Source organism: Amycolatopsis sp. WQ 127309 (assembly GCF_023023025.1).
GTDB lineage: Bacteria > Actinomycetota > Actinomycetes > Mycobacteriales > Pseudonocardiaceae > Amycolatopsis.
In genome coordinates, this window is the sequence record NZ_CP095481.1 from 9,081,737 (window position 1) to 9,104,707 (window position 22,971).

Below are 22,971 nucleotides of genomic sequence, written 5' to 3' on the forward strand. Positions count from 1 at the left end.
CTGTTCGACCCGGCATCGAGCCACGGGGGGCCTGCGGTGACCACCGAACCGGAAGACGGGATGGAGCCGATCGCGGTCGTCGGGCTGGCCGGGCGGGTGCCCGGAGCGGCCACCATGGCGGAGTTCTGGCGCAACCAGCGGGACGGCGTCGAGTCGGTCACCCGGTTCAGCACCCGGCAGCTGGTCGACGCCGGGTGGCCGGCCGAAATGGTGACCCACCCCGACTACGTGCCCGCCGCGGCGGTCGTCGACGACGCCGACGAGTTCGACGCGGAGTTCTTCGGGTACACCGCGCAACAGGCGGAGCTCAGCGATCCACAGCAGCGGCTCTTCGTCGAGTGCGTCTGGCACGCGCTCGAGGACACCGGACACGACCCGTCGCGCTTCGACGGCGCCGTCGGTGTCTACGCCGGGTGCTTCGCCAACAAGTACCTGCCGCTGAACCTCCTCGCGAACGCGCGGTTCCGGCGGTCGCTGGCGGCGTTCTCCGCGCGGCCGTACAACGACAAGGACTTCCTCGCGACGCGGGCGGCCTACCTGTGCAACCTGCGTGGCCCCGCGATGACCGTCCAGACGGCGTGTTCCACGTCGCTCGTCGCCATCCACCTCGCCTGCCAAGCGCTGCTGGGGCACGAATGCGACATGGCGCTGGCGGGTGCGGTGGCACTGCCCATTCCGCTGATCGGCGGTTATCCGCTGGTCGCGGGCGGGATCTTCGCCCGCGACGGCCACTGCCGGCCCTTCGACGCCGCCGCCGGCGGGACCATTCCCGGGTACGGCGTCACGGTCGTGGCGCTGCGCCGGCTGAGCGACGCGCTCGCGGACGGCGACCACATCCGCGCGGTGATCCGGGGTACGGCGGTCAACAACGACGGCTCGACGAAGTTCGGCTTCAGCGCGCCGAACATGCAGGCGCAGGCCGAGGTGATCGCCACCGCGCACGCGGTCGCCGGCGTCCCGTCGGAGACTATCGGCTACGTCGAGGCGCACGGCACCGGCACCCCGCTCGGCGACCCGATCGAGGTGGCCGGGCTGACCAAGGCCTTCGACACCCGCGAACGCGGGTTCTGCGCGCTCGGCTCGGTGAAGGCCAACGTCGGTCACCTGGACGCGGCCGCCGGAGCGGTGGGGTTCGCCCGGGCCGTGCTGGCCCTCGAACACGGCGAGATCCCGCCCAGCATCAACTTCGAGACGCCCAACCCGGCGCTGGTGCTGGACCGCACTCCGTTCTACGTGCCGACCACCGCCCGTCCCTGGACCCGGGGCGCGACACCGCGACGGGCCGGCGTCAGCGCGTTCGGTGTCGGCGGCACCAACGCGCACGTGGTGCTCGAGGAGGCGCCGGCGCGGCCGGACGCCGTGCCCGCACGCGGGACGCAGGTGCTCGTGCTGTCCGCGCGCACCGGGAAGGCCCTGGCGGCCGCGGCCGGCAATCTCGCCGGCCACCTGGACCGCCACGACGACGTGGACATCGCGGACGTCGCCTACACCCTGCAGGCCGGCCGGTCCGGGTTCCCGGTCCGCCGGCACCTGGTGTGCCGCGACCGGACCGAAGCCGTCGCCGCCCTCCGGGCGCTGGCCGGGTCCGCGTCCGCCACCGGCGTGGTGCCCGCCCGGCAGGTCGTCTTCGGGTTCCCGGGCAGCGGTTCCTGCCACCCGGACGCCGCCGCGGCGGTCTACCGCGATGAGCCGGTGTTCGCCGAGCAGGTGGACCGTTGCGCCGAACTGGCGCGGCCACGGCTCGGGTACGACCTGCGCCGGCTGCTCTTCCCGTCCACAGTGGACGGTCTGGAGGCCGGCCGGGACGACCCGGGCGGCGGGCCGGCGGCGGCCTTCGCCCTGCAGTGGTCCCTCGCGCGGCTGTGGCAGTCGTGGGGCGTCGAGCCCGCCGCGATGATCGGCGTGGGTGACGGCGAGTACGTGGCGGCCTGCCTGGCCGGAGTGCTGGACCTGGCGGACGCCGTCGACGTCACCATCGCCGGTGCCGGGATCCGCTCCCGCGCCGGCGGCGGCGGGGTGCCCGACCTGCCCGCGGCCGAGTTCGCCGGCGAGGTGGCGGGTTACGAGCTCAAACCGCCGCAGGTGCCCTACACCTCCGGCGTGACCGGAACCTGGATCGGCCCGGAGGAGGCCGTGGAGCCCTCCTACTGGGCCCGCCACCTCCGCGGACCGGACCGGTTCACCGACGGCCTGCGGGAGCTGGCCGGCGAGCGCGGCCGAATCCTGCTCGAACTCGGAACGGGCAGCGTGCTGACCGAAGCCGTCGCGCGGCAGGGGATCACGGAGCTGGTGGCCCTGTCCGCACTGCCACCCGCGGACGCGGGCCGGTCCGGCCCGGCCCACCTGCTCGACACCGCCGGCAGGCTGTGGCAGTCCACTGTGGACATCAACTGGGACGCCGTGCACGGCCCGGCGCGACCGCGGCGGGTGTCGCTGCCGGGCTACCCGTTCCAGCGGCGCCGCTACTGGATCGGGCCCGACACCGGCAGCTACGAGCCCCTGGGACTGGAGGAGGCGTCATGGACGAGCCGCTCGTTGCCATCGTAGGAGCGGGGGTCATGGGCACCGGGATCTCGACGCTCGTCGTCGGGCACGGCTTGCCCGTGGTGCTGGTGGACGTCGACGAGGGCGTGCTGGAGCGCGCCCGCGCGGCGTCCGCCACCGGGCTGCGGCACGCCCAGCTGACGGGGGCGCTGCCGGCCGGGCGCGCCCCGGGGAAGCTGCGCACGACACTTTCGCTGGGCGACGCCGCGGAGGCGACGGTGATCATCGAAGCGGTCACCGAGCTGCCCGAGAAGAAGGCGGAGGTGCTCGCCGGCCTCGCGGCCCTGGTCCGGCCCGGGACTCCCCTGATCTCCAACACCTCCGGCATCCCCATCGACGAGATGGCGGCGTGGGTGCCCCGCCCGGAAGACCTCATCGGGACGCACTTCATGAACCCCGCGTACCTCATCGCGATGGTCGAGGTGATCCGCGGCCCGAAGACCGCGGACCGGACCGTCGAGTCGGTGCTGGCGCTGCTGACCCGGATCGGGCGGCGGGCGGTGGTGGTCAACGACGCACCCGGGTTCGTGACGAGCCGGCTCCTGCACCCGATGATCAACGACGCCGCGCAGGTGATCGGGGCCGGTACCGCCACCGTCGAGGAGGTGGACACCCTGATGCAGGGCTGTCTCGGTCATCCGACGGGTCCCCTGCGCACCGCGGACCTGATCGGCATCGACAACCTCGTCGACGCCCTGAACGCGCTGCACGCCCGGACCGGGGACGAGCGGTGCCGCCCCAGCAAGGTTCTCCTGGACAAAGTCCGGCTGGGTGAGCTCGGCCGGAAAAGCGGCCGTGGCTTCTACGTCTACAGTGAGGCAAAGTCATGAATTCGGAACAGCAAACCGAAAAGGCGACCTTCGACACGGACGCCGTCATCGACGAGATCAGCAGGTTCGTGGCCGAGCAGACCGGGACCCGGCCCGAAGCGGACCAGGACCTCTTCGCCACCGGGGTGGCCAACTCCATGTTCGCCATGCAGCTGGTGGTGTTCCTGGAACAGGCCTACTCCGTGACGGTGGCCGGACCGGACCTGCAGCTGTTCAACTTCCTCACGGTCAAGAGCATGGCCGCGCTGACCGCCCGGCTCCGGGCGGAGTCCGCCGCAGGCTGCGATGTCTGACGGGCTTCCCCCCGGCCACGCGGACACCTGGCGCTTCGTCGAGGACAACGCCGGCGCCTGGGACATCGCGGGCGAGATCCCGCGCACCGTCCTGAGTGGACTCGGTGCGGCCGGCTTCCTCTGCGCGGAGGTGGCGAAGGAACACGGCGGCCTCGGCATGCTCGGCCAGCAGAGCGGGGAGCTGACCGCGTACGCCGGGAGCCTGTGCAGTTCCGTGCGCAGCGTGATGACGTCGCAGGGAATGGCGGCGTGGATGGTGCAGCGCCTGGGCACCCGCGAACAACGGGCCCGGTTCCTGCCGCAGCTGACCGGCGGCCGGCTCGCGGCCGTCGCCTTCAGCGAACCCGAGGCCGGCAGCGACCTCGGGGCGATGACCGCCGAGCTGCGGTTCACCGGCGACACCGTGGTCGTCGACGGCCACAAGACGTGGATCACCGCCGCGGTGTACGCCGACCTGATCGTCGTCGTCGCGAAGGCCGGTGGCGACGCGGCGGCGGTCGTCGTGCCGGCGGACGCCGAGGGGGTCCGGATCGAGAAGGTCCCGCACCCCCTCGGCTGTCGCGCGGCCGGGCACGCGCACGTCCGGCTGGACGGCGTCCGGGTGCCGGCCGCGAACGTCCTCGGCGGCACCGGGCTGTCGCTGCCGTTCCTGATCACGACGGCACTGTCCTACGGCCGGATGTCGGTGGCGTGGGGCTGCGCCGGCATCCTGCGCGGCTGCCTCCGCGCGGTGACCGGGCACGCGAAAGCCCGGCGGCAGTTCGGCAAGCCCATCGCGGAGCACCAGCTGGTGTCCCGGATGGTCGCCGACCTCTACGCCGCGGAGCAGGTCGCCACCGCCGTGTGCCGGCACGCCGCCGAGTGCTGGGAGTCGGGCTCGCCCGACCAGGTGATCGCCACCGTCCTCGCGAAGCACGTGAGCGCGACCGAGGCCGTGCGCGGAACCGCGTCGGCCGTGCAGATCATGGCCTCGGCGGGCGCGTCGGACGGCCACGTGGTCGCCCGCGGTTACCGGGACGCCAAGTTGATGGAAATCATCGAGGGAAGCAGTGAGATCTGCCGGCTCGAGCTCGCCAGGCACGCCCTCGCGGCCGGGACCGGTCCGGTACGGCGGGAGGCGCAGTGAGCGAACCGATCACCACGGTCAAGTGTGTCGTCTGGGACCTGGACAACACGCTGTGGAAGGGCACCCTGCTCGAGGACGACGACGTGGTCATCGCCGACCACGTCCGCGAAACCATCACCGGTCTCGACTCCCGCGGCATCCTGCAGGCCGTCGCCAGCAAGAACGACCACGGCCCGGCCTGGGAGCGCCTCGAAGCCCTCGGCGTCGCCGAGTACTTCGTGCTCGCCAAGATCGGCTGGGGCCCGAAGTCGTCGTCGGTGCGCACGATCGCCGACGAGCTGAAGTTCGCCCACCACACGATCGCCTTCGTCGACGACCAGCCGGCGGAGCGCGCGGAGGTCGGGTTCCACCTGCCGGAGGTGCGCTGCTACCCGGCCGAGTCGATTCCCGATCTGCTGGACCTGCCCGAGTACACGCCGGCCACGGTGACGACCGACTCGCGCCGGCGTCGCGAGATGTACCAGTCGAACGTGCGCCGCCAGGCCGAGCAGGAGTCGTTCGACGGGCCGTCGGAGGCGTTCCTGCGCTCGCTGGAGCTGGTGATGGAGATCGGCCGCGCCACGGCGGACGACCTGTCCCGGATGGAGGAGCTGACCCTGCGGACGAGCCAGATGAACGCGACCGGCGTCCACTACTCCGACGCCGATCTGCGTGCTCTCCTTGACGATTCGCGCCACGAGGTCCTGGCGGTGACGATGAGCGACCGCTTCGGCTCGCACGGCGCGGTCGGTGTCGCGCTGCTGGAGAAGGACCCGGCGGTGTGGCACCTGAAGCTCCTGGCCACCTCGTGCCGGGTGGTGTCCTTCGGCGCGGGGGCGACCGTGCTGAACTGGCTGGTGGGCGAGGCGGCGACGGCCGGCGCGCACCTCGTCGCGGACTTCCGGCCGACGGCCCGGAACCGGATCATGGACGTCGCGTACCGGTTCGCCGGGTTCACCGACGAGCCCTGCGCCTGCCTTGCCGGACTGCCGGCCCCGGACAGCGCGGAGACGCGACGCCTGCACCTCACCCCCGGCCCGCGTCCGGCACCCACCACCCTGCACCTGACCGCGTTGCGGCTGGCCACGGCCTGATCCCCGGCCCGTCAGCACCGAACCGGCCGCTGTCCCCCTGGGGGCAGCGGCCGGTTCGTTTCGGCCGGGCGGGCGAGCGAGCCGCCGCGACCCGCGAGTCCGAGGGAACAACGCACTGCGGCCGGCGCCCCGTCGAGGGCGCCGGCCGCAGGCGATCGAGCTGTCACCTCTTGCGGGCGAGGGTGATCCCGTCGGCCATCGTGAGCATCGCGATGTCCACCCGCGGATCGTCGCGCAGAGCCGAGTTGAGCGCCCGGACCGCGACGGTGTCCGGGTCCCGGACGGCCGGGTCGACCACCCGGCCGAAGAAGAGCGTGTTGTCGATGACGATCAGCCCTTCCCGCCGCACCAGGCCGAGCGCCGCCTCGTAGTACGTCCCGTAGCCGGCTTTGTCCGCGTCGATGAACACGAGGTCGAACCGCTCGTCACCGCCCTCTTCCGCGAGGGTGACCAGCGTCTTCGCCGCGTCGCCGATGCGGACCTCGATGCGCTCGGCGACTCCGGCGCGCTGCCAGTAGTCGGCGCCGATCGCGGGCCACCGGCCGTCGAGGTCGAGGGTGACGACGACGCCGCCCGGAGGCAGCGCCCGCGCCATGCACAACGTGCTGTAGCCGGTGAAGGTCCCGATCTCCAGCACCGACCTGGCCCCGGACAAGCCGACCAGCAGCGCCAGCAGCTGACCCTCCTCGGCCATCACCTGCATGGCCGTGCCGCCCGGCAGGCCCGCGGTCACCGCCCGGAGCTCGGCCAGCAGCGGGTCATCCCGCAGGGACACCGCGCGGACGTACTCGTGGATTTCCGGTGTCGCCACGATCTGATCTGCCATGGCGCGGCTCACTTCCTCGCGACGCAGGCGAACGACAGCGGGATCGGGTCACCCGAAATCCGCCAGTTGTGGTCCCCGTCGGACTCCATCAGCGGGAGCCGCTGCCGCGCGTCGTAGGGGACCTCGCGGAGGTGCTCGATGGTCAGACCGGCGCCGATGAGGGCGTTCACCACCTCCTCCACGGTCCACCGCCAGCCGTAGATGGAGTGCTTCTCCACTTCCACCGCGTCGTCGATCTTGTCGGCGTAGCTCTTGGACATCTCGTGGTGCACCTGCCGGGACCGGAAGAGCGAGCGGGCCACCCGGAGTTCGCCGTCGACGTCGTCGAAGAGGTTGAGGATCGGGTGGATCTCCACGATCGTGAGGGTGCCGCCCGGCTTGACGAAGCTCGCCGCCACCTCGGCCCAACGGGGGATGTCGGGCAGGAACGAGAGGGTGCCGTACCCGGTGAACACCATGTCGAACTGCCCGTCGAGCACTTGGGGCAGGTCGTAGAGGTTCGCCTGGACGAACTTCGCGTCGAGGTCCAGCTCGCCGGCGAGGCCGTTCGCGATGTCGATCGCCTCGTCCGAGATGTCGGTGCCGGTCACCTGCGCACCCAGCCGGGCGAGCGAGAGCGAGTTGACGCCGATGTGGCACTGCAGTTCCAGCAGAGACCGGCCGCGGACGTCGCCCAGCTCCTCCCGTTCCAGCTTGCGCAGCATGTTGTGGCCCTGCTTGAACTTTTCCACGTCGTAGTACGACGACTGCAGGTGCGCCCGCGCGCGCAGGTTGAAGCCCTCCTGGTTGGCCGAGATCTTGTCGAGGTCGCTCATCGTGGTCATCGGTGGTTCCCTTCGGCGTGGACGGGTCGGTGTGGACGGTCGCCGGCCACCAGTGGGGCCAGCTCCCGACGGCTGGTCACCCCCAGCTTCTGGTAGGCCCGGCCCAGGTAGTTGTCGACGGTGCGGGCGGACAGTCCCAGCCGGTGCCCGATGGCGGGGCTGGTGAACCCGCCGGCGGCCAGCAGCGCGACGTCCCGTTCGCGCCGGGTGAGCCCGGCCAGCCGGGCCGTGAGCCGCAGCAGCGGGGTGGCCGCGTCCGGGCGCGCGACGCCTGGGGCGGGCGTGGCGGCCTGCCGCAGGGCGGCCGCGGCGGTGGCGGTCTCCGCGGCGAACAGATCCATCCCGAGTTCGGTGAACTTCGCCGTGGCGACGTCCAGGGCCCCGGGATCGGACCGGGCCAGCGCGGCCGCGGCACTCGCCATCGCCGGCACGAGCGGCCCCTGCACCACGTCGGCGAGCTCGGCGAGGCGATGCCGTACGGCGTTCGGATCGCCGAGCCGGGACACGTCGTAGCGGGCCATGGCTTCGACGGCGTACTGCCCCGAAGCCATGGCGACGTCGGCTGCCGTGCGCGCCTGCCGGGCGGCGAGCGTGGTGTCGCCGCCCGCCGCGGTGATCCACGCCCGGCTCAGGGTCAGCCACGGGACGAACATGCGGCACCCGGGTGCCCGGTCGGCGAGCAGCCGGGTCTGCTCGGCGCCGGCCAGGTCACCGGACACGGCGCGGGCCACGGCGAGCTCGGCCAGGCACGGCGCCAGCATCGGACCCGAGCTGCCGCTGTCGAACAGGTGCGAGGCGGTCTCGAGATCGGCGATGGCGGCCGTCAGGTCGCCCCGGGTCTTGGCGGCCGCGCCGCGCAGAGCCAGCCAGCCGGCGGCCACCGCGACGCTTCCGGCGGCCACCGCGTCCCGGTACCCGTCGTCGGCCATCCGGTGCGCCTGCCGCACCTGGCCGGCGAGCAGCAACACGAAGCAGTGCGCGTACCCGATCTCGGCGGACCGGGGCCGGTCCCGGCCGGGCCGGGTGGCGGCCGCGAGCGCTTGGCCGAACCGGCCGGCCAGGCCGGCCGCGACGACCACGGTGATCACCGCCGGCGGGATCGCCTCGTCGGGTACCGGCCGGTCGGCCAGTACGTTCTCCCCCGCGGCCAGTGCCGCGCGGGTGCGGCCGTCCAGCAGCAGCAAGCCGGCCCGGTGAGCCGCGGTCACCGGGCTGCCGACGTCGCGCAGCACGCGGTGCGCGGCCTCGACGTCACCCGCTCCCCAGTACTTGATCGCCGCCGCGGTCACGGCCCAGCGGGTGCGGCGGGCCAGCGGGGCATCGCCGGCAGGCTGGCGGGGCAGCACCTCCTCGGCGTACTCGTACAGCCCTTGCCGCACCAGCACCTCGGCCATGAGCTGGCCGACCGGGGTGCTGCCGCCCAGGCGGTGGTTCGCCGAGGTCGCCGCCGCCTTGGCCAGGTCGAGGTGCACCTTGACCAGCACTCGCTGTCCTTCGGGGAGCAACCGGCTCCGCCGCGGCACCGTGTCGAGCGAACCTGCCGGCAGGACCGCGGCCGTGGAGGGCTCCAGGACGTCGCCGTACTCCGGACCCGCCGTCACGAGGCCCGTCCGGCCGGTGCGGGCCTGTCGGCGGGGTCTCCGCCGGTGCGCTTTTCTCCCGTACCGCGGGCGAGTGCCGGAAAGCGCGCACCGGCCGCTACGGAAGAATGCGTTTCGGAGATACGACATTCGGCCGATTCATTCGCCGGAAAAATATGTCTTGGAAATCGACGGCAGAGCAAAGAACCCCCCAGGGTCGTCAGCTGAAGAACATTCGCACCGAGCGTGCCACTCAAAGGGTCCGCAAGGGACAGCGTCCGGAATTGATCTTTCGATATTCGATCAACGAACCCCCCATGGCTCCGCCACCTTCGAACAGATTTCCAGCATAAACAGGGAATATATGCAATGTCAACCAATTGTGCCGCCGTTAAACGGCCGGCACCGGACGGCGTCCGGATCGTTTCGATCAAACGATCGGATTCCGCTGCTCACGCTCATGCACAAGCAAAAAGGTGATTCCACCTCGTGGGAGCACGAGGCGGAATCACCTTTTCGGTTCGAGCCGTGAGGTCAGACGGCCGGATTCATGTCAACCTGTTTCTCGGGTTCGGCCACCGGAGCCGCCGGAACCCGCCGGAAGTTCAGCGTGACCAGCACGATGAGCAGAATGCCCACCACGGTGACCCACATGGTGGTGCGCAGCCCGTCGGCGGTGGCGACGCGCAACGCCTCACCGGTCAGCCCCTCGTGCCCGGCGTTCAGGACCGCCACCAGAACGGCGAGCCCGACCGCGGCGCCGACCTGCTGACCGGTCGAGGCGATCCCCGAGGCGATGCCCTGGTTCTCTTCCGCGACACCGGTGGTCGCCGCCGCGTACATCGCGGTGAAGATGGTGCCCTGGCCGATGCTCAGGACGAACACCCCGGGCACCAGCGCCAGGTACGACCCGGTCGCCGAAATGGTGACCGCGAAGGCCGCGGTGCCGATGGCCCCGGTGATCAGCGCGATGATCAGCGTGGTGCGCGCCCCGAGCCGGGTGACCAGCTTCCCGCCGGACAGGTTGCCGATCAGCACGCCCACACACGGCGTGAGGAAGGCGATCCCGCTCAGCGTCGCGTTGTAACCGAGCACCGACTGGAAGTAGACGGTGTAGAAGTAGGGCAGCGCACCGAACGTCCCCATGAACACGAAGACGACGACGGTACCCGTACTCAGGTTCCGGTTGCGCAACAGGCGAAGCGGCAGCAGCGGGTCGCGGCCGCGACCCTCGATGACGAGGAACCCGGCGAGCACGATCACCGCAATGGCCCCGCCGATCAGGATCGGCGGCGAGGTCCAGCCCGACACCGGTCCCTGGACGAGGGTGAACACCAGCAGCGTCGCCCCCACGGTCGCGGTCAGCGCGCCGGGCAGGTCGAACTTGCGCCGGGCGCCCCGCCGGTCGGCGTCCTTCGGGATGATGAAGAAGGTGAGCAGCATGGCACCACCGGCGAGCGGGACGTTGGCGAAGAAGATCGACGCCCAGCCGAAGGCGCCGGTCAGCACGCCGCCGAGCAGCGAACCGAGGATCATGCCGCTGCCGCCGGCACCACCCCAGATCGCCAGCGCCCGGTTGCGCTCCGGTCCTTCGGCAAAGGTGGTGGTGACCAGGGAAAGCGTTGCCGGGGCGAGGAAAGCGCCACCGATCCCCTGCACAGCACGCGCCACGATCAGGACCGTCGGGTCGCTCGCGAGCCCGCCGGCGAGCGAGGAAACCGCGTAGAGGAACAGCCCGAAGGCGAACACCCGGCGGCGGCCGAACAGGTCGGCCGCACGGCCGCCGAGCAGCAGGAAGCCGCCGAAGGCGACGGCGTAGGCGCTGACGACCCACTGGAGGGTGTGCGCGGAGAAGCCGACACCGGAACCGATGTCGGGCAGCGCCACGAAAACGATGCTGTAGTCGATGGCGTAAATGCACTGGGCGAAAGCCAGCAGGGCCAGGATCCAGCCGAGGCGTCGGCGGGACGGCGTCTCGGCGCCGGCGACAGCAGGAGGCATTTTCTGTGCCTATCCTTTCTGGGGGTGGGTTCTTCGGGCCGAGCTGGTCGACGAAATTTTCGGAAAGCGTGAGGTCAAGATTTGTCCCAAGTGGACAGTGCCGCTACAATGGGAAAGAGAACCCGCGCCGTTGCGGATCACGGGCCCGCCGGCATCCGGCGGGCCAAGGGCAACACAGTGCCGCGTTCCATTCTCGCACTCCGGCGGTCACAGGCGCCAGGTGTTTTCGGTGTTCGCTTGACCCCCTCGGTCGTATTCGGTGCCGGCTATCGGTGTCCGGCCGTCGTTTTCACCTCGGCCGGGTGCGGCTCGAGGTGGTCGCGGAACCATTGCACGACCGCGGCGTCGAGCTCGTCCCGTTCCGCCCGGTCGTCCGGGAGATGACCGCGGGAAAGGCGGATGAATCGCACGGTCTTGCCCAGCCCGGTCAGCGTCTCGTACAGCCGCTCGGTGCCGTTGATGCCGACAGTGGTGTCGTTCACCGCGTGGGCCAGCAGCAGCGGCGCCCGGACTTCGGCCGCGTGGGTCAGCGGGCTCGCCGTCCTCAGCCTCGCCAGATCCGCCGGATCACCGACGTCCCCGATCCACTCCACGACCCGCCGGCTCCACGTCGGCGGCAGGGACCGGACGTCCTCTTCGAGGTCGGCCGGCCCGCAGATCGCGACACCGGCCCGCCAGTACTCCGGCAGCCTGGTCAGGCAGCTGAGCGCCGCGAACCCGCCGTAGGAGATCCCGTGGACACCGAGCCGGTCGCCGTCCACCCCGTCGAGGCTCCGGAGAAAACCCGCGGCGGCTTCGAAATCGGCCAGGTCACCGCCGCCCCAGTCGCGGTAGATCAGCCGCTGGTAGGCCAGCCCCCGCCCGGTCGAGCCCCGCACGTTCGGCGTCAGCACGGCGATTCCGGCGCGCACCAGCCGCTGGATCAGCGGGTCGTGGACCGGCAGCGCGGCCCATTCCGGACCGCCGTGGATGCTGAGCACCGCGGGAACGGGACCGGCCGCCGGACGCGGGCGGTACAGCAGCCCGGATATCTCGAGCCCGCCGGTTCCGGTGAACCGGACCGTTTCCGGCGCGACGAGGTCGTCCGGCAGCCCGTCGCCGAAGCCGGTGAGCGGGCGCGTCTCGCCGGAGGTCGGGTCCACCAGCAGGAATTCGGTCGCCCGGTCGCCGGCACCGACCTGGGCGAGCAGCCGGTCTCCGGCGAACCGCGGCACGTAACCGTCGTAGCCGAACGGCTGGGAGGCGAATCCGGGCAGTTCGACCGCGGTCTCCGACGTGCACAGGATCGTGCACTGGTCCTGCGGCAGGGCCCAGACGACCTGCGAGCCCACGATCACGTTCTCCACGTCGGCGTCCGGCGTGGCGATCCACTCCAGTTCCCGGCCCGGGACGAGCAGGGCGACCCCGAGGAAGTCGCGGCCCTCCGTGGTGCAGAGGTAGATGCCGTCCTCGTTCCACCCACCCGGCTGGTACTTCGCCGGGCCCTCGTGCGGGGTGAGGTGCCGGATCCGGCCGGTCTCGAGATCGCAGGTGAACAGGTCGTGGTCGGTGTTCTGGTGGAACCGCAGGACGAGCAGGTACCGGGAGTCCGGCGAGAAGAACATCGGCACGTAGCGGTCGTCGCCCTCGAGGACCATCCTGGTCTCGCCGGTCTTCAGGTCCCGCACGTAGACGTCCAGGCAGGTGACGTCACGCGCACTGGTCGCGTAGGCGAGCAGCCGGCCGTCCGGGCTGTACGGATTGCTCGTGCTCGAATACGGCACGCCGATCTCGCGCCGGACACCGGGTTCCGCGGCCAGCCACTCCACCTCGCCGGTGCCGGGATCGAGCTCGGCCAGCCGGTAGTCCTGGCCGCCGGTCACGTCCGTCACGACCAGCAGGCGCGACTCGTCCGGCCGCCACGCCAGCCGGGTGACCGCGCCGTCGATCGGGAGCATCCGCCGCTCCCCCGCCCAGGTCTGGAACCACGGCTGCGGCCGGCCGGATTCGTCGCCGACGTAAGCGAAGCCGTCTTTCGCCGGCCACGCGCCCCAGACGGTCATGAGTGCGCCGCCAGCGCGAGCTGGATCGTCGCCGCGGTGACGATCCCCCGGTGGAAAAGGTCGAGGTCGAGGTTCTCGTCGGGGGCGTGGTTGGCCTCGTCGGCGTTGGCCATGGGCACGCCGTAACAGGGAACGGCGAGCCCGTCGCCGAGCACCGCGATCGGCAGGCTTCCCCCGATCGACGGAAGCAGCAGCGGCCGCTGCCCGTGCGCGTCCTCGACGGCCTGGACAATCGTTCCGGTGTAAGGGGTTTCGGGCAACGTGGTGGACGGGGCCACGGCCGCGTCGGGCACGAATTCGACGTCGGGAGCGTACTTCGCGACGTGCTGCCGGATGGCCTCCGCGACCTGGGCCGGCGTCTGGCCACCGACCAGCCGGGCCTCGCAGCGGGCGACGGCGACGTCCGGGATCACCGCGCGGTGGTCTCCGGAGTCTTCGCAGCTCAACGAGTTCACGGTCAGCGTCGGCACCGCCAGGCGTTCGTGGAAGCCCAAGCCGGCCGGCGGCTCCATACCCGTCGCCCCGATCGCTTCGAGTGTTCCGGCCACGTCCACCGGGAGATCGGTCAGCGCGGCACGCTGGCCGTCGCTCAACGGCGCGACGTCGTCGGCGAATCCGGCCACGGTCACGACCCCGTCCGCCGTACGCATGGTGGCCAGCAGCTGCACCAGTGCCCACGCCGGGTTCGGCGCGACCCCGCCCCAGTGCCCCGAGTGCAACGGCCGGTTCGCGCCCCGCGCACGCAGCTCGAACATGAGGATCCCGCGCATGCCGAGGACCACGCAGGCCCGGCCCGAGTCGTGCACCGGCCCGTCGCTCCAGATCACCAGATCGGGCCGGCCGACCTGGCGGACGGCCGCGGCGAGGTTGGGGCTGCCGATCTCCTCCTCGCCGTCGAGCAGCACCGTGACCCGGCAGGGGTATCCGCCGGTGAGGTCGCGCAGGGCACGCAACCCCAGCAGCTGCGCGAGGTTCTGTCCCTTGTTGTCGCCGGTGCCGCGCCCGTACATCCGGCCGTCACGGATCGACGGCACGAACGGCGGTGTCGTCCACAGTTCGAGCGGGCCGGGCGGCTGCACGTCGTAGTGGCCGTAGATCAGCACGTGCGGCCCGGGTCCGTCCGCCGTCCCGATCAGCGCGGGCCAGCCACCGGTCTCGGCTTCGCGCGCCTCCAGGCCCGACGCGCGGAGCAGCCCGAGACCGTGCGTCGCGGCCTCGGCCATGCCCTCGCCGGTCCGGCTCACGCTCGGCCGGGAGATCCAGTCCGCCAGCTCGGCGACCAGGTCCCGGTCGTCCACCCACGCCCTGAGCTGCTCGATCACCGGACCTCCAACTGATTGCAGGAAATGATATCGATGTTAGTCAAGCAAACTGGTGACGGCTTGGCAAGGTACAGTGCAGTCCGTGGAAGCGACTGTCGAAGAACTCAAGGCGCTCGGACACCCGGTCCGCTGGCGCATCCTGCGGCTGTGCCTGAACCGCGCGCTGACCAACAAGCAGCTGTCGGTCGAGCTCGACCTCGCTCCCGCGACCACGCTGCGGCACATCCGCGCCCTGGTGAAGACGAACTTCCTGGCCGCCGAACCGGTGTGCACCGGGGAGAACGGCGCACTGCAGCGGCCCTACCGCGCGACCGCGCGCACCTGGGGGCTGACGATCATGCCCGACGACGCCGGCCTGGGCCAGCAGGTGGACCTGGCCGTGCTCGGCGCCCACCGCGCCGAACTGATCGCCGCGGGGAAGGACTCCGGCCGGGGCGCCAAACGGGGCGTCCTCCGGTTGCGACCGGAGTCCGTCGACTCGCTCCGCCGCCGGATGCAGGAACTGATCGCCGAGTACACCGACGAACCCGATGGCGAACCGCTGAGCTACCTGTGGTCGCTCGCCGCCCAGGCCCAGCTCGACCACGCCCCACGGAAGAGTGACGACAACGCCGATTGACCGATCGGCGTGACCGATGGTTGACTGATTTCGTTCCGCCACCGGACGACGACGACTGCCGGTCGCGTCCACTCTCACTTGGCACAGCACAGGTTCTGCGGCTGACACCCACACCGCAGGATCCGATGGCGTGGGTCGCCGAGCATTTCGGCAGCCCTCCGCCCGAAGACGACGACAATGGGAAGAATTGCAGGAAGATCTTCCGGGTTCGTTTCCCGGCAGACCTTCCGCAAGAAAGGGCATGGAATGAAGATTGTCATCGCCGGCGGCCACGGCAAGATCGCCCTGCGATTGACTCGGCAGCTCGCCGGCCGCGGCGACTCGGTCCTGGGCATCGTGCGCAATCCCCGGCACGTCGCCGACGTCGAACGGGCCGGCGGGGAAGCCGTCGTGCTCGACCTCGAGCACGCCAGCGTGGACGAGGTGGCCGCCACCTTGGCCGGCGCGGACGTCGCCGTCTTCTCGGCCGGCTCGGGCAACGCCGCCACCGCCGCGCGCCGCGACCGGATGGACCGGGCCGCCGTGGTGCTGGTCATGGACGCGGCGGAACAGGCTGGTGTGCGGCGGTTCCTGCACGTCAGCTCGATCAACGTGGGCTGTGCCGACGACCCCGGCATCGGTGAGGGGTACGCCGTCTACCTGCAGGCCAAGCGCGCCGCCGAACAGCACATCTTCGATCGCGACAAGCTCGACTGGACGGTGCTGCGGCCCGGCGTGCTCGCCGACGGCGACGGTGACGGCACCGTCGAACTCACCGCCGGGAACCCGATCGCGCCGAAGCGCGCCCGGTTCGACCAGGTCGCCCGGGAAGACGTCGCCGCCGTGCTCGTGGAGCTCATCGACCGGCCCGGCACCGCCGGGCGGATCTACGTGGTGGTCGGCGGCGGGACCCCCATCGAGAAGGCGATCGACGTCTAGCGCGGAGCTGCCGGCGACCTGCCGCGCAGCCGAGTCCTGGGGAGGCTTCCGTGATCACCGTCCAATCGATCGACGACCGTGCAACGGTTCTGCGCAAGGCATTCGCGTGCTTTCCCAGCGGCGTGACGGCCCTGTGCGCGTTGTCCGGCGGCGAACCGGCCGGGATGGCCGTCAGCTCGTTCACCTCGGTGTCCTTGGATCCCGCGCTGTTGTCGGTGTGCGTGCGGAACGCCTCGGCCACCTGGCCGGCCCTGCGAGCCTCCCCACGCCTCGGTCTCAGCGTCCTGGGCGAGCACCAGGCCGCGGCGGGCCGCAGGCTCGCCGCGAAGACCGGCGACCGGTTCGCCGGCGTGGACTGGCAGGCGAGCGACGACGGCGCCCTGTTCGTCCTCGGCGCCTCGGCCTGGTTCGACTGTTCGATCCAGGCCGAGGTGCCGGCCGGCGACCACACGGTCGTGTTCCTGGAGGTCCACGGACTGCACGCGGACCCCGACGTCCCACCACTGGTCTTCCACGGCAGCCGGTTCCGCCGCCTCGAGACCGACGAGCTCACGGTGGGGGCGTCATGAGCGGCCGGTCATGCTGAAAGTCATGCAAGCCGGAAGAATGGCCGACGGCACGCATTGACGCGCACACGGTTCTGTCCGACCCCGCCGCCACCGTCGTACTGGCCGCCCTGGAAGGCCTCACCGCACACTCGTCGGACGAGGTGTTCGACCGGCTGGTCACGCTGCTGAACATCGATCGGGCCTGGATCAGCCGCCACGCCGCCCAGCGCATCGCCGAGACCAGCGACCCGAGACGGCTCGACGTCCTGGCCGACGACTCGCTCGCGCCCACCGTGGTACAGGTCTTGCCGGCCACCGGCGAGCGGCGTGTCCGCAAGCTCGCCGGACGAATCCTCGCCCGCATCGACACGGGGTACCACCTGCCCGGCCACGACCCCGACCCGCTGCTGACCGAGGCACTCCGCGACCCCGGACCACGCGTCCGAGCCACCGCCGCGACCGCGCTGGGCCGATCCGCCGCTGCGGCGGCACTGCGAGCGACCGCTCACTGTCTTGTCCTCTGTGGAGAGTCAGCTCGGTCTCCCCGATGCGGTCGCCCGGGTGGCGGCGTTGAATCTGGCCGCGGTGTCTCCTGTGGACGGTTGCCGATCGACGACTCCCGCCGGCGGAGGCGACCTAATCCCACGTCGGCACGTGCGCGACCCCGGCGCTTCGATTCCGAACAGCTCTACCGTCACGTCGGTACCGCCGAAAGCGCATTCCGCGGCACCCGTCGTCGAACGCGGAATGCGATTCACGCAGTCACACGTCCGGTACTCGCCGTCGATGATCAGCCCGGCTGCCGGATGCGCCGCATCGGCAGTCGTACCAACACATTCCCGCGACCGTGACAGCGCTGTCCGGAATCGCCTCGGGTCAAACTGCTCCTTTTCGGTGAACAATTTTACGTCCTTCCGCGACGCCCCGGCGATCGCCGTCGAAATCCTCGACTTCCCGGCGAATGCGCACGTCCGGGCGGCCCCGGTGTCCTGCCGGACAGAAATTCACAAAGCAGCCACCGCGGGCTACGATCGCTTGACTGGGGTGGTTGCCCGAGCATGCCCGTGATCTCATTCGTCGTTTCGGCCGGCCACCGGAATGGGGGAATTTGTCATGCTCTTCCACGTCTTGGGCCCGCTCGAAGTCTCCGGCTCGCCGAAGCCGGTGAGCCTGAGCGCCGGCCGGCAGCAGGTCGTCCTCGCCGTCCTGCTGCTGGAGGCCAACCGTCTGGTCCCGGTGCACCGGCTGGTCGACGCCGTGTGGTCGGACGCGCCGCCGTCCACCGCGCGCGGGCAGATCCACACCTGCGTGTCCGGGTTGCGCCGCCGGTTCGAGACGGCGGGGCTGGGCGGGCGCATCGGCACGCGGCGGCCGGGTTACCTGCTGCGGGTCTCCGACGACGAACTCGACCTGCACCGGTTCGACCGGCTCGTCGCCGAGGGACGCACGGCCGCCTCCGCCGGGCGGCCGGCCGAGGCGGCGCAACGGTTCCGGAGCGCGCTCGGGCTCTGGCGCGGCGACGCCCCGTTGAGCGGCATCGAAAGCGACCTCCTGCGCGCGGCCGTCACGAGCCTGACCGAGCGCCGGCTGAGCGTCATCGAGGAGTGCCACACTGTCGAACTCGCCCAGGGCCGCCACCACGAACTGGTCGATCAGCTGCTGCCACTGGCCGAACGCCATCCCCTGCGCGAACAGCTGCACCACCAGCTGATGCTGGCGCTGCACCGCTGCCGGCGGCCCGGGGACGCGCTCGCCGCCTACCGGGCCATCCGCCGGAGGTTCGTCGCCGAGCTCGGCATCGAGCCGAGCGGCGCGCTGCGCGACCTGCACGACTCGATCCTGCGCAACGACACCGCCCTGGATCCCCCGCCCGCGCCGCGGGCCGCCGCCGTCCCCGCGGCCGCGGCCGCGGCGCCGATGGTCCCCCGCATGCTGCCGGCCGGCAACCCGTACCTGACCGGCCGCGACGACGTCGTCACCACGGTCGCCGGTCTGCTCTGCGGCAGCGGGACGGGCGGGGTGGCCACGGCGGTGCTCGCCGGCCGCGCCGGGGTCGGGAAGACCGCGCTGGCCGTGCACATCGCGCACCGGGTCGCGCCCGCGTTCCCCGACGGCCAGCTCTACGCGCGGCTGGACGACGAGCACGGCGAGCCGGTCCGGCCCGAGGCCGTGCTCGAACGGCTGCTGCGGGTGCTCGGCGTGCCCGCGGCGGCCGGGAGCCGCGACGAGCTGGCCGCGCGGTTGCGCAGCGCGCTCGCGGGACGGCGGATCCTCGTGGTGCTCGACGGCGCCGTCGACGAAGCGCAGGTGCTGTCCCTGCTGCCCGGCTCCGCGACCTGCGGCGTGCTCGTGACCAGCCGGCACCGGCTCACCGGGCTGTCCGGCGCGAAAGTGGTCGAGCTGGCGGAGCTCACCATCCAGCACGCCACCGAACTGCTCATCCACCTGCTGGGCATCGCCCGCGTCTCCGCCGAACCCGCCGCCACGTTCGACCTGATCGAACTGTGCGGCGGGCTGCCCCTCGCGTTGCGCATCGCCGGTGAGCGGCTGGCCGCGCGGCCGCACTGGAGCATCGCGGAGCTGACCGAGCGCCTCGGCGACGGGCAGCGGCACCTCGACGAGCTGAGCCACGGGCCACTCGACGTCCGTCCCGGCATCGCCACCGCCTGCGCCCGGGTGGGCCCGTCCGCGCAGCGGCTGTTCCGCCTGCTCACCCTGGTCGACGGGGAGCACTTCCCGACGTGGGTCGCCGGGCCGCTGCTCGGCGACCCGGGCCGGGCGGCGGGCGACGACCTGGAGGCGCTGGTCGACGCCCAGCTCGTCGCCGTCGACCGCCGCTCCGGGCCCGGTACCCACTACCGGATCCCGAAGCTGCTGCGCAGCTACGCCCGCGAACTGCTCGTCCGCAAGGAAACCCCGGCGACCCGGGCGGCCGCCTCGAGCCGGCTGCTCGGGGCCTGGCTGCACCTGGCCGAACAGGCGCACAGCCGCGCGGTGGGCCACTCGGTCCCCGTGCTGCACGGCGACGCCGAGCGGTGGCCGCTGCCGGTGCCGCTCGCCGACCAGCTGCTCCGCCACCCGCTGGAATGGTTCGAGACGGAGCGCGCCGGCGTGGTCCGCGCCGTCGGGCAGGCCGCCGACCTCGGCTCCGCCGAGCTGTGCTGGGACCTCGCGGTCACGCTGGCCGGGCTGATGCAGGCCCGCGATCACCTGGAGGACTGGCGCGAGACGCACACCACCGCGCTCGCCGCCTGCCGCCAAGCCGGCGACCGCCGCGGCGAGGCCGTCATCCTGTACTCCCTGGGGACGCTCGACATGGTCGAGCACCGCTACGACGAGGCGTCCGGGCGGCTCGCCCTGGCCTTGCGCGCCTTCGAGGAAATCGGCGACGACAAGGGACGGACGCTGTGCCTGCGCGGTGTCGCGTTCCTCAGCCGGGTCGGGTCGGAGCCGCTGCTCGGCGGGCGTGCCACGCGCTGAGCAGCAGGCCGCCCGCGCACAGCAGCTCCGCGACGACCAGGCAGACCCGGCTCCCGATCGCCGCGACGGTCGCCGCGGGCACCGGCAGCACCGACCCCAGCGCGGCGATGATCACCAGCTCCCGCACGCCCGCGCCGTCGGGGAGCACCAGGGTCAGCGCCCCGGCGGCCGAGGCGAAGGCGTAACCCCCGACCGCGGCCGCCAGCGCCGGTCCGGCCGGCGCGCCCAGCGCGAACGCGAGCAGCCACAGGTGCAGGCCGCCCACGAGCCACGCGGCGGTCTGCACCAGCACCGCTTGGCGCAACAGGCGCGGCTCCGGCCGGTCCGCCAGCGGAGCGCGCCGGAGCAGCCGGGCCGCCCGATCGGTCAGCCGCAGCACGGTTTCCGGCCGCCACAGCACGTACGCGCCGAGCAGCAGCGGCACCACCAGCCAGGGCCAGGACGCGCCCAGCACCAGCGGTGCGGCCAGCAGGCCGACCGCCGTCGCCGAGAGCAGGTTGATCACGGCGACCAGCAGGTAGGCGGCGACGACCCGGCCCGCGTCGACGCCGGTCCGGCGGCCGGTGTGGGCCGCGGCCAGTGCCTGCCACCACGGCCCGGGCAGGTACGTGCCGGCGATCGCCGCGAAGCAGATCCGGGCCCCGGTGGCGAACCCCAGCGGGCTGCCGAGGGACGCCAGCACCCGCCGCCAGGTCTGCACCCCCAGCAGCAGCCACGCGGCGAGCGCGAGCAGCGCCAGCACCAGGCACCACTTGGCGGCGGGCCGGGCGAGCAGCCCGGCGATCTCCGCGCCGTGCCCGGCGACGACGGTGGCCGCGCCCACCGCGACGGCCGCGAGGAACACCGCCACCAGGACCTTGCGCAGCACCGCGCGGACCGGGCCGGTCATCGCGCGGACCCGCACGGCAGGGACACGGTCAGGTCCTGGGCCTGGTGGTCGGACAGCCGCGGGTTCGGCCGGAACGCGTACCGCGCGACGTCCACCTCGCCCCGGGTGAACACCCAGTCGAGCCGCCACAGCCGGGGCATCCCCCAGCCCGTGTCCGCCAGCGGGAACGACGACGGCAGCGGGGCGCCCTCGGTGAGGTCCCGGGCTTCGACGCCGTCGCCGAGCGGGATGAGGCTGCCCATCCACGGCGAGTTGAAGTCACCCGCCACGAGCAGGGGGTTGCGGTTGCCCGCCAGGTCCGCGCGCAGGGCGCCCAGCTCGGTCTGGACGCGGTCGTACTGCCCGTGCGCGAACGAGTAGAACCGGCCGGTGAACGGGCTGAGCCGGGTGTCCACCGGCTGCGGCAGGTGCACGTTGTAGAGCGAGAACACGCACCCGCCGACCCGGACGTCGGTGCGCTGCGCCTTGTTGCCGTGCCAGTACCAGGAGTCGGGCTCCGGGCCGTCCGGGCGCGGGTGCGTCCCCACGACCGGCAGCCGCGACAGCGTGACCAGCTCGCCTTCGACGTTCACCTGGTAACCCGGGAACCGGGCGCGCAGCGTGGGTTCGTCGTCGAGCCGGACGGGCCCGTTGTTCCAGTGCAGGTGCTCGCCGAGCAGGTAGACGTCGGCGTTCTGCTGCTTCAGGTACGCGTAGAACGCGTCCGTGCCGTCGTCGCCGCGGAAGTCCTTGTACCCGGTCCCGGATTCCCAGTAGCCGGTGTTCCAGCTGAAGATCCGCAGCACCGGCGCACCCGGCCGCGGCGCGGTGCCCGGGCCGGCCCCGCCGAACCCGGCCAGCGGGGTGCCCGCCACCAGCACGGCGACGAGCACCAGCGCCGTCCACCGCGGCCGCGGCCGGACGGCCGCGGCGAGGAGCAGCAACAGCAGCGGGACGGCGAACAACAGCAGCGGCGGAACGGGTTCGACGAACATCCACAGCCACCAGCGCCCGGTGAGCAGCACGTGCGCGGCGAAGAACAGCACCCACGCCGCGGTGGCGGCCCGGAGCGTCCGGCTCAGCCGCCGCCGTGGCGGTGCGGGGGTTTCGGTGTCCACAGGGGACACGACTTCGGTCATGTCGGCACCTCGCGTGAGTCGTTACGGGGACAGGAGACCGGCGGCGGCCAGCGCCACCACGCTCAGCGCGCCGCTGCCGAGCAGCACCCGGTCGCGCAGCAGCCCGCGGGCCGGATCCGCGCCGCCGCCCTGCACGAGCACCACGTGCAGGTAGCGGCACAGCCCGAACAGCACCGGCAGCAGGACCGCGGCCAGCACCAGGTCGGCCCGCGCACCCCAGCGTTCGTGGGCGAAGAACAGGAACACCACGACGGTGAGCCCGGCGGCGAGCACGAGCAGCTGGTCGAGGAAAGCGGCCGAATAACCGCGCAGCACCGGGCGGCGCAGCGCTTCGGGCAGGTCCAGCTCGCGCCGCCGCTTGCCCAGCACGGGCAGGAAGCAGAGCAGGAACACGCACAGCAGCAACCAGCCCGACGGCCGCACGCCCGTGGCCAGGTACCCGGCCAGCACACGCAGCGCGAAGCCGGCGGCGACCGCGAACACCTCGGCCACCGGCACGTGCTTGAGCCACCGGCTGTAGGCGGCGTTCAACGCGACGTACGCGCCGAGCGGCGCGAACAGCACCGGCAGCGTGACCGCGGTGGCCACCACGAGAACCACGAACAACGCGGCCCCGAGGGCCACCGCCGTCCGCACCGGAACCCGCCCCGCGGCGATCGGCCGGTGCCGTTTCGCCGGGTGAGCCCGGTCGTACCCGGCGTCGGCGACGTCGTTGCCGACGTAGACGACCGCGGAGGCGAGGACGAACAGCCCCACCGCCCCGGCCAGCGCCGCCGGCCGGGGCCACGTCCACGCCGCCGGGTGCAGCAGGACCAGCGGGACGACGAGCAGGCTCTTGGGCCACTGCCCCGGCCGGACCAGTGTGAAGAGATCCCGCAGGGCGGTTCGCGAACGAACCGCCACCGCGCGCGATTGCAGGGAGTACATCCGGCGCCTCC

The 22,971-nt window shown here is 72.2% G+C and carries 19 protein-coding genes; 9 read left to right on the top strand and 10 right to left on the bottom strand.

Going from position 1 to position 22,971, the window contains the following annotated elements; translation table 11 throughout:
- Positions 1 to 36: 36 nt before the first annotated feature.
- The 5 genes from MUY22_RS40075 to MUY22_RS40095 are packed head-to-tail and all read left to right on the top strand — an operon-like array spanning position 37 to position 5,866.
- A complete protein-coding gene (locus tag MUY22_RS40075; RefSeq protein WP_247052386.1) occupies positions 37 to 2,547 on the top strand; it encodes a type I polyketide synthase in 2,511 nt (836 codons plus the stop codon).
- A gap of 11 nt (positions 2,548 to 2,558) precedes the next feature.
- Entirely contained in the window at positions 2,559 to 3,374 is an 816-nt protein-coding gene (locus tag MUY22_RS40080; RefSeq protein ID WP_247052387.1) for a 3-hydroxyacyl-CoA dehydrogenase family protein, read from the top strand.
- Positions 3,371 to 3,667, top strand: a complete 297-nt coding sequence (locus MUY22_RS40085; protein ID WP_247052388.1) for an acyl carrier protein — start codon at positions 3,371 to 3,373, stop codon at positions 3,665 to 3,667. Before MUY22_RS40080 ends, MUY22_RS40085 begins: the two co-directional genes overlap by 4 nt.
- Positions 3,660 to 4,793, top strand: coding sequence for an acyl-CoA dehydrogenase family protein (locus MUY22_RS40090; protein ID WP_247052389.1), 1,134 nt, complete (start codon positions 3,660 to 3,662; stop codon positions 4,791 to 4,793). Before MUY22_RS40085 ends, MUY22_RS40090 begins: the two co-directional genes overlap by 8 nt.
- Positions 4,790 to 5,866: an HAD family hydrolase gene (locus MUY22_RS40095; protein ID WP_247052390.1), complete on the top strand. Its 1,077-nt coding sequence runs from the start codon at positions 4,790 to 4,792 to the stop codon at positions 5,864 to 5,866. The genes MUY22_RS40090 and MUY22_RS40095 overlap by 4 nt, the downstream gene beginning before the upstream one ends.
- A 163-nt stretch (positions 5,867 to 6,029) precedes the next feature.
- On the opposite strand, the gene MUY22_RS40100 is transcribed toward MUY22_RS40095, so the two are convergent.
- From MUY22_RS40100 to MUY22_RS40125, 6 genes are all read right to left on the bottom strand, one after another.
- Positions 6,030 to 6,692, bottom strand: a complete 663-nt coding sequence (locus MUY22_RS40100; protein WP_247052391.1) for an O-methyltransferase — start codon at positions 6,690 to 6,692, stop codon at positions 6,030 to 6,032.
- A gap of 8 nt (positions 6,693 to 6,700) precedes the next feature.
- Positions 6,701 to 7,516, bottom strand: coding sequence for a class I SAM-dependent methyltransferase (locus tag MUY22_RS40105; protein ID WP_247052392.1), 816 nt, complete (start codon positions 7,514 to 7,516; stop codon positions 6,701 to 6,703).
- On the bottom strand, positions 7,513 to 9,117 hold the full coding sequence (locus MUY22_RS40110) for a helix-turn-helix transcriptional regulator (RefSeq protein ID WP_247052393.1): 1,605 nt from the start codon (positions 9,115 to 9,117) through the stop codon (positions 7,513 to 7,515). The genes MUY22_RS40105 and MUY22_RS40110 overlap by 4 nt, the downstream gene beginning before the upstream one ends.
- A 513-nt stretch (positions 9,118 to 9,630) precedes the next feature.
- A complete protein-coding gene (locus MUY22_RS40115) occupies positions 9,631 to 11,097 on the bottom strand; it encodes an MFS transporter (RefSeq protein ID WP_247052394.1) in 1,467 nt (488 codons plus the stop codon).
- Positions 11,098 to 11,363: 266 nt separating this feature from the next.
- Positions 11,364 to 13,139, bottom strand: a complete 1,776-nt coding sequence (locus tag MUY22_RS40120) for an alpha/beta fold hydrolase (RefSeq protein WP_247052395.1) — start codon at positions 13,137 to 13,139, stop codon at positions 11,364 to 11,366.
- Positions 13,136 to 14,461: a M20/M25/M40 family metallo-hydrolase gene (locus MUY22_RS40125; RefSeq protein ID WP_247052396.1), complete on the bottom strand. Its 1,326-nt coding sequence runs from the start codon at positions 14,459 to 14,461 to the stop codon at positions 13,136 to 13,138. The genes MUY22_RS40120 and MUY22_RS40125 overlap by 4 nt, the downstream gene beginning before the upstream one ends.
- Positions 14,462 to 14,543: 82 nt before the next feature.
- Between MUY22_RS40125 and MUY22_RS40130 the strand changes: the two genes are divergently transcribed.
- From MUY22_RS40130 to MUY22_RS40140, 3 genes are all read left to right on the top strand, one after another.
- Positions 14,544 to 15,080, top strand: a complete 537-nt coding sequence (locus tag MUY22_RS40130) for a transcriptional regulator (RefSeq protein WP_247052397.1) — start codon at positions 14,544 to 14,546, stop codon at positions 15,078 to 15,080.
- Positions 15,081 to 15,326: 246 nt separating this feature from the next.
- The gene (locus MUY22_RS40135) at positions 15,327 to 15,998 is read left to right on the top strand and encodes an NAD(P)H-binding protein (RefSeq protein WP_247052398.1); all 672 of its coding nucleotides are present in this window, start codon (positions 15,327 to 15,329) and stop codon (positions 15,996 to 15,998) included.
- A 50-nt stretch (positions 15,999 to 16,048) separates the two neighbouring features.
- The gene (locus MUY22_RS40140; protein ID WP_247052399.1) at positions 16,049 to 16,567 is read left to right on the top strand and encodes a flavin reductase family protein; all 519 of its coding nucleotides are present in this window, start codon (positions 16,049 to 16,051) and stop codon (positions 16,565 to 16,567) included.
- Positions 16,568 to 16,587: 20 nt separating this feature from the next.
- Here the strand turns inward: MUY22_RS40140 and MUY22_RS40145 are convergent, their stop codons facing one another.
- On the bottom strand, positions 16,588 to 16,938 hold the full coding sequence (locus MUY22_RS40145; RefSeq protein ID WP_247052400.1) for a hypothetical protein: 351 nt from the start codon (positions 16,936 to 16,938) through the stop codon (positions 16,588 to 16,590).
- 721 nt (positions 16,939 to 17,659) lie between these two features.
- On the opposite strand from MUY22_RS40145, the gene MUY22_RS40150 reads away from it, so the two are divergent.
- Positions 17,660 to 20,026: a BTAD domain-containing putative transcriptional regulator gene (locus tag MUY22_RS40150; protein ID WP_247052401.1), complete on the top strand. Its 2,367-nt coding sequence runs from the start codon at positions 17,660 to 17,662 to the stop codon at positions 20,024 to 20,026.
- Here MUY22_RS40150 and MUY22_RS40155 read toward each other — a convergent pair.
- Genes MUY22_RS40155 through MUY22_RS40165 form a run of 3 tightly spaced genes read right to left on the bottom strand, consistent with a single transcriptional unit; the run spans position 19,977 to position 22,960 of the window.
- Positions 19,977 to 20,915, bottom strand: coding sequence for a lysylphosphatidylglycerol synthase domain-containing protein (locus MUY22_RS40155; RefSeq protein WP_247052402.1), 939 nt, complete (start codon positions 20,913 to 20,915; stop codon positions 19,977 to 19,979). The two genes, MUY22_RS40150 and MUY22_RS40155, sit on opposite strands and share 50 nt — an antisense overlap.
- Positions 20,912 to 22,033, bottom strand: coding sequence for an endonuclease/exonuclease/phosphatase family protein (locus tag MUY22_RS40160; protein WP_247052403.1), 1,122 nt, complete (start codon positions 22,031 to 22,033; stop codon positions 20,912 to 20,914). The genes MUY22_RS40155 and MUY22_RS40160 overlap by 4 nt, the downstream gene beginning before the upstream one ends.
- Before the next feature lie 21 nt (positions 22,034 to 22,054).
- Positions 22,055 to 22,960 carry a UbiA prenyltransferase family protein gene (locus MUY22_RS40165; RefSeq protein ID WP_247052404.1) on the bottom strand — a complete coding sequence of 302 codons (906 nt, stop codon included), beginning with the start codon at positions 22,958 to 22,960 and terminating at the stop codon, positions 22,055 to 22,057.
- Positions 22,961 to 22,971: the final 11 nt, after the last annotated feature.